This window comes from Eubacterium ramulus (assembly GCF_003122485.1).
Taxonomy (GTDB): Bacteria; Bacillota; Clostridia; order Lachnospirales; family Lachnospiraceae; genus Eubacterium_I; species Eubacterium_I ramulus_A.
The window spans coordinates 22,358-34,427 of record NZ_JRFU01000129.1 but is presented as its reverse complement, the minus strand read 5'-3'; the positions used below and the strand labels follow the sequence as shown (position 1 = coordinate 34,427).

Here is a 12,070-nt window from a genome sequence, read left to right as displayed (position 1 = left end):
GGAAGTATTGCAGGTGTTTGATTATGCCGCATTGGGACACATTCATAAACCAATGAAAGTGGGAAGTGAATATTATCGTTATTGCGGTACGCCATTGGCTTGCTCCGTCAGTGAGGCAGGACAGGAAAAAGGTGTGATTGAAGTAGAACTTGGAGCAAAAGGCGAGGTGCAGACACGGGTGCTTCCGTTAAAACCGTTGCGTGAGATTAAGGTTTTGAAAGGAAGTACAGAGGAAGTGCTGGCGCAGTCCTGCGTGGATTATGTATCTGTAACACTGACAGATCAACCGGATTTTGACACGCAGGATCGGATTCGTGCAGCGTTTCCATATTTATTAGAAATCCGTCGGGAAATGCTGACGCAGCGGGAGTATGCGGAGGCATGGAAAGCGCAGGAAAAAATTGATCCATTTGACACCTGTTGTTCATTTTTAGGTGATACTACAGATGAGGAAAAAGAGATTTTACAGGATGTGGTGAACACGGTGTTTACGGGAGGTGCGGCAGAATGAAACCATTGAAATTAACGATGCAGGCGTTTGGCTCCTATGTAAAACCGGGAACCATTGATTTTGAAAAGCCGGAGCAGAATTTATTTCTGATCACGGGCGATACAGGTGCGGGTAAAACAACAATTTTTGATGCGATTGTGTTTGCCCTGTATGGGGAAGCAAGTTCCGGCACAAATAAAAAAAGCGGAAACGAATTGCAGAGTCAGTATGCAAAGCCGGAGTTAGATCCTTTCGTGGAGTTGACATTTTCCGAAGGGGATGGCGCCAGCCGACAGGTTTATACGGTGAGAAGAACCCCGCGGCATATCCGTCCGTTGAAACGTGGAACCGGAACGAAAGAAGAAAAAGAGACCGTTTCACTGATTTTACCAGATCAGACAGAATTTTCCCAGAATAAGAAGGAAACGGATGAGAAACTGGTGGAGATTCTGGGACTGACCAAGGGACAGTTTATGCAGGTTGCTATGATCGCCCAAGGGGAATTTATGGAATTGCTGCGGGCAAAATCCGATGAGAAAAAAGTGATTTTCCGAAAACTGTTCAACACGGAGCCGTATCAGAAAATTGTGGAGGAACTTGGACAACGCCGCAAGGAAAAACAGCAGGAAATCGCCGTGATCCGTACCGAGTGCCAGACGGAAGCCGGGCATATCGAAATTCCGGAACAGTATGAGCGTGCGGACATCGTGCAGGAAATCAAAGAAAAAGTAATCCGTTCGGAACAGTTTCTTGTGACCGATATGGAGCAGCTGCTGGAAGAACTGGAGCAGTTGTGCGCATATTTGCAGGAAAAGCAGCAGGAGATCAAGGCGCAGTTGCAGGCGGCAGAGCAGGAACGAAACCAGGCGCAGGAGAAGTTTGCCAAAGCAGAACAGCTTTTACAGGTGTATCAGCAGCTGGAGCAGGCAAAGACTGTTCTGGACGAATGCAAAGCGGAGGCAGAGCAGATGCAAAAACAGGAACTGTTGACCGGACAGATTCGCAGTGCTTATGAGATTCAGAGTGGTTTTAAACGTTTGCAGGATAGCATGCAATTAATTGAAAACACCGAAAAAGAACTGCAAAATTGTGAACAGCAGCTGCCAGAATTATTGAAAAATGTACAGGAAGCAGCCGAACAGGAAAAAACAACCGGAGCGGAACAGCAGAAGCAGAATGCGGCATACAACCGTGTGGCAGAGCGCGTCAATCAGGCATTGGAAACTTTCCGGAAGATTGCAGATGTGACAGCGCAGATACAGAAAAAAGAAGCGGAGCAGAAGTCAGCAGAACAGGAAGCAAAACAGGCAGAAGAAAAGCAGAAACAATTAGAGTCACAGATTCAGCAGTGGAAAGCGCAGGAGGAAGCTAAAAAAGATGCGCCGACGAAGCTGGCTTACTGGGAAAATCAGAAAAAAGAAGCAGAAGCATTAGCAGAGGAAGTGCAGGAGGCAAAGAAACTCCATGCGGAATCGACAAAGCAGAAGAAAATCGTAGAAGCTGAGCAGAAAGAATTTTCGGATGCAAGCAAGAACTATCAGGAAGCACACGGCAGATACGAAACCATGCGTCAGATCTTTTTTAACATGCAGGCGGGACTGCTCGCAAAGGAACAGTTAAAGCCGGGGCAGCCATGCCCGGTGTGCGGTTCCGTGGAGCATCCAGCTCCCTGCGAACTTGCAGAGGAACACAGCGAGATCACCCGGGAAAAACTGGATGAGATGAGTCTGGAAATTGAGAAACTGCGGGCAGAGCAGGAGACATGTGCACTGAGGGCACATGCAGCAGGCGCGCTGGCAGAGGAAAAAGAACTGATTGCAAAAAATGCGGTTGAAAAGTTGTTCGGACATATGCAGGACAGCTTGCAAGAAATTCCGGAAATGATGGAACTTGCCCTGGTAGAGGCGGTCGTAGATGCCAGTCAGAAAGAACTGGAATTAGAAGGAAAAGAACTGCTGGCAGATGTGAAACTGCTGGAAAAGGTGCAAAATCAGTTACAGAATGCAGAAGCTGAAAAAGTGCAGCTGGAAGAAGCATTACAGAAAGCAAAGGTACATCAGCAGAGCGTACAGACAGAGCTTGAGAGCAGCCGTGCGGTATTAAAAAATCTCACCGGTTTGCTTACCTTTGCATCAAAAGAAGAGGCAGAGCGTGAGTTAGAAAGCGTAAATGGAGCCAAGATGCAAGCGGATGAAGCCTATGCGAAGGCAGCGAAGCTGACGGAGCAGGCGCGACAGACGCTGGATAAGGTGCAGGTGCTGGAACACCGCTATCGGGAGGAACTCCCGAAGCTGGTGGAAGCGCGGAGGCAGCGCCAGACGGAATACAAGGCATTGTTGACGGAACGTGATCTGACGGAAGAAAAATGGCAGGAACTGACACAGAAGTATACTGCAAAAGACGCAGAAATGTTTCAGCAGGAAATCAATGTCTACAAAGAAAAACTGGCGCGGGCGCAGGGCATCTACACTTCTGCAAAAGAGCAGATCGGAGAGCAGCCAAAACCGGATCTGGAAGCAATCATGCAGAAGCGTGAAGAAGCTGAAAATCAGTTGCAGAACCTGAGAAACGAACAGGAGCAATGGAATCAGTATACACGGACTGACTGTGCAGCTTATGATATTTTGAAGCCAAAAATGGAAAACCGTGCGCAGATTCTGGCGCAGCATCAGCGGATCAATGAACTGTACAACCGTCTGGCAGGCAATGTCAGCGGTTCCCGTATGGATCTGGAAACCTTTGTGCAGCGGCAGTATCTGGAGAAAATTCTGTATGCGGCAAACCGGCGTTTCCTGGAAATGTCTGCGGGACAGTTTGAACTGCGGATGTATGATCTGGAAAAAGCCGGTGAAGGCAGAAACCATGGTCTTGACCTGATGGTGTATTCTGCTGTTACCGGAAAAGTGCGGGAAGTGCGTACCTTATCCGGTGGAGAGTCCTTTATGGCGGCATTGTCACTGGCACTTGGTATGGCGGATCAGATTCAGGAAAGTTCCGCGGCAATTCATCTGGACGTGATGTTTATCGATGAGGGATTTGGTTCTCTGGATGAAAATTCCAGAAATCAGGCAGTGCGTGTGCTGCAGGAGATGGCAGGCGGAAGCAAACTCATCGGTATCATTTCCCATGTGACGGAGTTAAAGCAGGAGATTGACGATCAGCTTATCGTAAGTAAGGACGAAAACGGAAGCCATGTGCGTTGGCAGATCAGTTAAGCATATTGCAGTAGACAGAGTTGATTCTTAAAATTTCAGGTTGTATGCAAGATAATTAAGTGTTCAACATTTTTTAATGATTCAATAATATCAATAATAATCCCGGAGGTTTTATGTTAAAATCCCCGGGATTAGTTGAAAAATAACAGGAATATCGGTATTATGTTATAAGATGTGCATAAATCATGCAAACAAATAAAGGGAAGCAGATGAATGCAAAAACAACCATGATAGTGGTACTTTTTGAAAACAATATTTATAGTATTTATATAAGCAAAAGATAAGTAAAAACAGAATATTTTACAGGAGGAGCAGAACATGAAAGTTTTAATGTTAAATGGCAGTGCAAAAGCCAATGGAAATACATACAGATCTTTATTAGAAGTAGGAAAACAGCTGGAAAAAGAAGGCATTGAATATGAGATTTTTCAGATCGGTGGAGAGCCGGTGCGTGACTGTTTGGGATGTGGCCAATGTTCAGAAAAAGGATGCGTTTTTGACGATGATAAAGTAAATGAGTTTACTGCAAAAGCAAAAGAAGCAGACGGTTTTGTATTTGGAACGCCAGTATACTATGCACATCCAAGTGGACGGATCATGGCATTTCTGGACCGCGCATTTTACAGCAGTGGAGCATCCTTTGCGTTTAAACCGGGAGCATCCGTAGCGGTAGCACGTCGTGGCGGTACGACAGCATCTTTTGATGCAATGAACAAGTATTTTGGAATCTGTCAGATGCCGGTGGTCGGTTCTACATACTGGAATCAGGTTCATGGAGCAGTTCCGGGAGAAGCAGAAGAAGATGCAGAAGGTCTGCAGACCATGCGAAATCTTGCAAGAAATATGGCATGGATGCTGAAATGTTTTGAAGCAGGAAAGGCAGCAGGTGTGGCGTTACCGCAGACCGAACGTGATTATAAGACAAACTTTATCAGATAGATGATGCAGTTTAAAGGGGAACAGTAGAAATGGGAAATATCAGTCTGCAAATTGTGGCAGCAGATGTCGGGAAACAGTTTTGATCTGATCCTGATGGACAGTAACCGGGTTAAAAAGACTAACAGGTTAAAGGGACGGGAAGAAAAATGGCGATTTTAGGAATTGATTTAGGGACAACGAATTCTCTTGGAGCAGTATACCGCAACGGGAAAGTAGAACTGATTCCAAACCGTTTTGGATCATTTCTGACGCCCAGCGTGGTCAGCGTGACAGAGGATGGCAGTGTTGTGACGGGGCAGATTGCAAAGGAACGTCTGATCACACATCCGAAGGATACTGCATTTTCTTTCAAAAAGAATATGGGAAGCGATCAGAAATACAACCTTGGCGGGAAAACATTTTTGCCGGAGGAATTGTCCGGATTTCTTGTCAGTGCTATCGTGGAGGATGCGAAAGAATACATGGGCGAAGAAATCAAGGACGTGATCATATCGGTTCCGGCATATTTTCACGATAAACAGCGTGTGGCAACGAAACGTGCGGGTGCGTTGGCCGGTGTCAATGTAAAAAGAATTGTAAATGAGCCGAGTGCGGCAGCATTGGCTTCTTATTTTGATACACAAAATGAGCAGCTTTTTCTGGTGTTTGACTTCGGAGGCGGTACACTGGATGTTTCTATTGTAGACTGCTTTGATACTATGGTAGATATTCTGGCAGTTTCCGGGGACAATCATCTGGGTGGCGATGATTTCAACGAAGCCGTTGCAGAAGGTTTCCTGAGAGAACATCAGCTTCAGCGGGGAAACTTAAGTGAAAAGGAGTACGCGATCCTGCTCCGTCAGGCGGAAAAATGCAAAATCGCCTTATCCACGGAGAAGGAAGTGAAAATGACTGCGGTGCTTGGCGGACAGACATATCAGAGCGTGTATACAAACGAGCGGATGATGCGGGAAAGTTCTGCCGTCTGGAAGCGGATCCAGACGGTGCTTCGGCGTGCCCTGAGGGACAGTCGTGTGGAAGTGGAAGATATCGATGCCGTGATTCTGGCAGGCGGTTCCGGAAAGATGCCGCTGGTACAGTCTTACATGGAGCAGCTTTTTGATCAGACACCTCTGGTAACTGGTTTCAGTGATCAGCTGATTGCCCGGGGACTTGGACTGGTGTGCGGTGTCATGGAGCGTAAGGATGAAGTGAGGGATTATATTCTGACGGATATCTGCCCGTTTACGTTAGGTACCGGGGTGAATAATGAAGCAGATCCGAAACATCCATATATGAGTGCGATCATTGAGCGTAATTCTATTTTGCCATGTTCCAAAATACGCGGTTTTTCTACTGCTGCTGATTATCAGAGCGAAGTGAAAATTGAAATTTTGCAGGGAGAAGAACCATATGCGGAGGACAATGTGCAGCTGGGGGTGGTCACAGTTGCGGTTCCGAAGAAAAAGAAAGGTATGGAGTCGGTTGATGTCCGCTTCACTTACGATATTAACGGAATACTGGAAGTGGAAGTAACGGTTGTATCCACAGGAAAAAGTGTGAAAAAAGTGCTGTCTCAGAACATGGATGAAAAAGAGATTGCCAAACGGATGAAGCAGCTTGAAAAACTGAAAGTACATCCAAAAGATATGACAGAGAATCAACTGATTCTGGAGCGTTTGCAGGCACTTTATGAAGAAGCGTTACCTGAAACCAGAGACAGGTTGATGTATCATATCCGGAATTTTGAAAGTACTTTGGCAGAACAGGATCCGCGCAGGATTCGGAAATATCGGGAATTTTTAGAACATATGATTGCGTCATTGGAGCATTATGATCCATTTGAGGGAAAACTGGATTTCCCTGAGTGGAGCGATGATGACGATGGCGAAACGTAATCTGTTTTAGATAAACGAATTGGAATCGTCAGACCAGAGATAGAAAGCGTCAATTACGATAAACAGATCAGAAAGAACAAGAAAACACAGACACTTTTGGAGGAGACAGTCAGATGTATGAATCAGAAGCGTATGAGATTTTACATATCAAACGGGGAAGTTCACAGGAGGAGATAAAGGAAGCCTATGCAGCTTTATCCAAAAAGTATCACCCAGAGGAGCATCCGGATGAATTTCAGCAGATCCATGAGGCATATATGACGCTGCGCAGACGGAGCCGTGGACAGAGAAGTGAACGACGAAATCCGGAGCAGGAACCCAAAACGATGGAAGCAGAAGATGCATCTGTTGGAGAAGCAGCAGAGAAAGTAACACCCAAAAGCAATCATCAGGGTACATTTTCAGAGGAAGAATTAGAAGGTACAGAACAGAATACGAATACTTCAGAGAAAAGTACAGATAGCACAGAAGCAGAAGCGCAGGGTGAATATCAGGAAGTGACAGAAGATTATGGCATAGAAGATTATGCGGAGAAAAATGCAGAAAATCAGACTGTATGGGAATCTCAGAGTGAATCTGCACAGCAGGATCCTGCGCCACAGTATGATTTTGACGAAGTAATTGAGGAAAATGAGCGGAAGGATGAGCAACGCCTGATCCTGCTGATTCAGAAAGCTCTAGTTGAGATGGAAATGTTGCTAAAACCACCATATTGCCACAAATTAAAGCTGTTTCAACAGTTTTTCCAGAAACCGGAATATCAGACCGCATTAAAGCAACCGGCGTTTATGGCATATTTTGCAGATATGCTGACAGATAGTCATCTCAAACCAATGATCTATGATCATATTATTGAGTATTATCGTTTCCGTGGACTGAACCCGGCGGATATGTACGAGGAAGCGGCAAAACTCTATTATGTACTGGATGATAAACGTGGGATGAAGAAAAAGAGAGCTGGATTCTGGCAGGGGGTTCTGCCGGTGGCAGCAATCGCCGGTATCCGCGCAGGTACACGATCAGCAAAACCGGGAACCGGTGCAGGAAATTTGTTTGGATTTCTGTTTGTTGTAGTGATCGTGATTGCATTGATGTTTATTTTATATCGTCAGTTGTATAAGAATCATTCCGGACTGTTTGCACAGGCGATGGTTGCGTTATTGTTGATGATTTCTCAGTTTGTCATACTGATGGGAGATTTTTATGCTCCACTGATGGGATCAGATGGGGGAACGGTACTTGCAGTATTCCTTTTCCTGATGGGAATTATCTGGATCATCGGTGTCGGAATCGTTGCGATCATCAAAAAAATGAGCAGTTTCAGGAGAAAAAAATAAGAAAAATATATCGTTCATGTCGTAAAAATGTCATTTCATGCAAATGGCATTTTTTTTTGTACATTTTGTTGTAGAATAGTGACAGAATGTAATGCTTTTTGTAATATTTCTGAAATATTGCGGATAAAGTACGACAAGAGGAAGGAGAGCTTATGAAATATTTAAAAAAGATTATGGCAGTGGCGCTGGCAGTGGGAATGGTATTTTCCGGCAGTGTTGTAGACGGAAGGGCATCGTCCTACAGGGTAAATAATTACTTCGATGAAGCAGCGAATACAACAATTGATGAGCTGTTTTTCTATGATGAAGATGCATACGGAAAAAAACTTGGTGTAACATACGAAAAAACATCTACAGAGTTTGTAGTGTGGGCTCCGGTTGCAACAGATGTAAAAGTTAATATCTATACAACTGGAAGTAATGAAGATGAAAATGCATTTAAAGTAGGCACATATGTGTTGGAAAAACTGCTTAGAAATGGAAGATGGACCGGTGCATGGGAAATAACACTTGTAGGCAGATGGGATGACTATTATTATGACTATACAATTACAAATGCAAAAGATATTCGTTATGTGGATGTAAATGGAAACGTTAGTGGATCAACTTTTAATAAATATCAGACAGCAGATCCATATGGTGTTGCTGCCAGTGAAGACGGAAAGAGGTCTTATATTATAGATCCGTCTACCGTATCTCCGGATGGTTGGAGCAATGACAGACATGTGTATGTAGATACAGCAAAGGCAAACACGGTTTATAAAGTAAGTGTGAAGAATTTTTCCGCAGATCCGGCTTCCGGTACAACAGGCGGCGGAAAATACAGTGCATTTACAGAAACGGGTGCAACGGTAAACAGTGCGGGTGAACTGGTGTCCGGTATTGATTATCTAAAAGAACTGGGTGTTACAACCGTACAGCTTGCACCGTTTGCAGATTTTGCTTCCACTGACGAATACGGGGAGTATGATATTCAGAACTTTAATGTTCCGGAAAGTTCTTATGCTTCGAAAAAGTCAGACAGCAAGACTGTTATAAAAGAATGCAAAGAAATGATTCAGGCACTGCACAAAGCCGGTATTTCTGTTGTGATGGAAATGCCATATACGCATACGGTTTCTCCGAAAGATTCTGTATTGGAGAAAACAGTTCCGGGATATTTTTATAGAATGGTATGGCGAGATAGTGCAAATGGTTATACCTATTATACAACTACGGATTATGATAATGAATGTGCGACAGAGCGTGCGATGTATCGGAATTATATTGTGGATTCCATGGCATACTGGGCAAAAGAATATCATGTAGATGGATTTTCTATTGATCTGATCAGTAACGTTAATACAAGAAGGGATAGAAACAGCACAAGAGAAAACGACTGGTTATCAGAAATAAAAACAGGACTGGCGAAGAAAGATTCCAATCTGGTGATCTGGGGTGACGACTATCAAAAAGCCGATCGCCAGAACAAAACTTCTCTCTATGATACGATCATCAACAATATCGGTGGCAGTGATTATGGAGAAAGAAACGAAAAAGCAGTAAAAATTTATAAACAGACAGCAGCAATGAAATATGCAACACCGGGAACCTTATATATGGATGCCGGAGAAGAAATGTGTAACAGTGTCAATGGAACATCACTGAAAGACAGTAATCTGGTTGAATGGCAGGATTCCGCAGAATTTGCCGATGTAGTATCTTATTACAGAGGTCTGATGGATATTCGAAAAGCATTCTCACCGCTTGCCAGGAGTCAGGATATAGCTTCCAAAGAGGCATATGTATTGACAAATACAACAAAAGCTGCCGGTGAATGGAATAGCATGGCAGTATTAAATAACGAGACAGATGCTGCCAAACAGATTACTATTCCAAACGCAGATGCAGATTCTGAATGGGTAATTATTGCAAATGGCGAAAGTGCAGGTGTGGTATCTCTTGGAGAGATTTCCGGAGCTACTGTAAATGTACCGGCATATACCACAATGATCCTTGTAGATAAAGCAAGTTTTACAGGATCAGCTGTATCTACGACAAGAGGAAAAGTAGTTGTTCAGTATTTATTGAAAGACAGCAAGCAGCCATTACGTGAGGCAATTACACTTCAGGGTACACCGGGCACCGGTTATAAAGTACCTGCAAATATAAAGATTCCGTCCGGATATACACTTTTAAGCAAAGAAGGCAGTGAAAAAGGTAAGTATACAGCAGGAACCCAGACAGTCACTTATTATTACAGCACAATAGATGCGAATACTGTGGTAGACGGCATCAAAAATAATGGTACTTACTGTGAAAATGCAAAATTTAAAGTAACCTCTGCTGCTTATACTGAAGTGACAGTTGATGGCAAAAAACTGACCGCAGGTGAAGACGGTTACTATACTGTTTCAGCAGCAGATGGTGTACAGAAAATTGCGCTGTCAGACAAAGACGGATATAGTATTTATCTGACTATTACGGTAAATAAAAATCACACAACAGACAGCAGCGATTGTACAAAAGAATCTACCTGTTCTGTTTGTCATAAGACATTCCCGGCACAGGCAAGTCATAAGTTCGGTGATACGTGGTTAAAAGATGACACCTATCATTGGAAAGTTTGCGAAAATGAGGGATGTAAAGCAACAAGTACAAAGACAAAACACAGCGGAACAGACGATGGTGACTGTACGACAGCTGTAACCTGTAAAGATTGTGGTCAGATCATTACAGAAGCAAAAGCAGAGCATACCTATGGCGAGTGGCAGTCCAATGGTGACGGCACACATACACGCAAGTGTACCGCACAGGGTTGTACAAAAGAGGAAACCAAAAATTGTACCGGTGGAGAAGCAAGCTGTACAAAGAAAGCAGTTTGTACCGAATGCCAGAAAGAGTATGGTGATCTGAATCCGACAAATCACAGCGGAAGTGTTGAATGGGTACAGACAGAGACAACACATCAGGAAAAATATAACTGCTGTGGCGCAGAAGTTTCTGCAGCTGAGAATCATATTTGGGAAAATGGTCATTGCAGTACCTGTGGATATGGATGTAATCATACCGGAGGAACAGCGACCTGTACCGAGAAAGCAATTTGTATAATCTGTAAACTTCCGTATGGAGAAGTAGATGCGCATCATCATACCGGAATGGAAAACTGGGCACAGACAGCAACAACCCATGAGAAGAAATATGATTGCTGTGGCAAAGTGACAGTAGCAAAAGAAAATCACAAATGGAAAGATGGCGTTTGTGAGACCTGTGGATATGTATGTGTACATAGCGGCGGAGAGGCAACCTGTACCAGCGGAGCTATCTGTGAAAACTGTGGCAAGGAGTATACTGCAAAAGATCCTTCTAAACATAGTGGAAAAGTAGTATGGGTACAGACCGAATCAGATCACAGACAGGTATATGATTGCTGTGACGCACAGGTATCTGCAAGCGAAGCGCATGACTGGGAAGATGGTGCATGCAAAGTTTGTGATTATCAGTGTAAACATACCGGAGGAAGTGCGACCTGCGTGAAGAAAGCAGAGTGCGTGATCTGTGGTGAACAGTATGGTGTATACAATATGAGCGTTCATGAAGGTTTGAAATTTGTCGAAGCAAAAGCAGCTACCAAGACCGCAGAAGGAAATGTAGAATACTGGTATTGTGAAGACTGTGGTAAATATTATATCGAACAGAATGGTTTTGTGGAAGTTACGAAAGAACAGACGGTCGTTGCAAAACTGACAGACAAAAAGCAGGATAGTAATTCCGATGATAAGAAAAATCCTACACCTGCTACCGGAGACACAGATAACAACAAACCGACTGGATCCAACGGTAATGATACAAAGACTACACCGACAACGGATACAAAAGCGGCAAATAAGGCAGAAACTACAAAGAAGAAATCTCCAAAGACAGCAGATGATAATCGTATGCTGGTATGGTTTATTCTCTTTGCAGTGGGAGGAACCGCTGCAGGAGTGACTGTTTACGGTCAGAAAAGAAGAACAGGCAGATAGGAAAGAACGGTTTCTGAGGCAGCGCATACGCTGAAGCGCGAAACACTCTCTTGACATTCCCGTCAGATTCGCTTAGAATAACGGTTGATTACAGTTTTTCAATTAGAAAAGACATATAATAAGAAATCAGCTGTGACGGGAAATAGTACAGGTGGGAAATTCTACAGAGAGAGGATGTACATGTGATGCATGTATGCTGCGACATCCT

6 protein-coding genes are annotated in these 12,070 nt (G+C 44.0%); all 6 read left to right on the top strand.

Annotation, left to right across the window (positions count from 1 at the left end; genetic code table 11):
* Nucleotides 1-511, top strand: a 511-nt coding sequence (locus LG34_RS11510; RefSeq protein ID WP_181369353.1) for an exonuclease SbcCD subunit D, incomplete at its 5' end; no start/stop codon positions are given.
* A complete protein-coding gene (locus LG34_RS11505) occupies nt 508-3,705 on the top strand; it encodes an AAA family ATPase (RefSeq protein ID WP_109216184.1) in 3,198 nt (1,065 codons plus the stop codon). The genes LG34_RS11510 and LG34_RS11505, both read left to right, overlap by 4 nt.
* Nucleotides 3,706-4,023: 318 nt before the next feature.
* Nucleotides 4,024-4,644: a flavodoxin family protein gene (locus LG34_RS11500; protein ID WP_109216183.1), complete on the top strand. Its 621-nt coding sequence runs from the start codon at nt 4,024-4,026 to the stop codon at nt 4,642-4,644.
* A gap of 146 nt (nt 4,645-4,790) precedes the next feature.
* Nucleotides 4,791-6,521 carry an Hsp70 family protein gene (locus LG34_RS11495; RefSeq protein ID WP_109216182.1) on the top strand — a complete coding sequence of 577 codons (1,731 nt, stop codon included), beginning with the start codon at nt 4,791-4,793 and terminating at the stop codon, nt 6,519-6,521.
* Between the two features lie 113 nt (nt 6,522-6,634).
* Nucleotides 6,635-7,858, top strand: a complete 1,224-nt coding sequence (locus LG34_RS11490) for a J domain-containing protein (protein ID WP_109216181.1) — start codon at nt 6,635-6,637, stop codon at nt 7,856-7,858.
* Between the two features lie 152 nt (nt 7,859-8,010).
* A complete protein-coding gene (locus LG34_RS11485; protein WP_109216180.1) occupies nt 8,011-11,862 on the top strand; it encodes a MucBP domain-containing protein in 3,852 nt (1,283 codons plus the stop codon).
* The last annotated feature ends 208 nt before the right edge of the window (nt 11,863-12,070 follow it).

Excerpts from the sequence above, each read along its gene's own strand:
- LG34_RS11505 (WP_109216184.1), top strand. The coding sequence starts at position 508 with ATGAAACCATTGAAATTAACGATGCAGGCGTTTGGCTCCTATGTAAAA.
- LG34_RS11500 (WP_109216183.1), top strand. The coding sequence starts at position 4,024 with ATGAAAGTTTTAATGTTAAATGGCAGTGCAAAAGCCAATGGAAATACA.
- LG34_RS11495 (WP_109216182.1), top strand. The coding sequence starts at position 4,791 with ATGGCGATTTTAGGAATTGATTTAGGGACAACGAATTCTCTTGGAGCA.
- LG34_RS11490 (WP_109216181.1), top strand. The coding sequence starts at position 6,635 with ATGTATGAATCAGAAGCGTATGAGATTTTACATATCAAACGGGGAAGT.
- LG34_RS11485 (WP_109216180.1), top strand. The coding sequence starts at position 8,011 with ATGAAATATTTAAAAAAGATTATGGCAGTGGCGCTGGCAGTGGGAATG.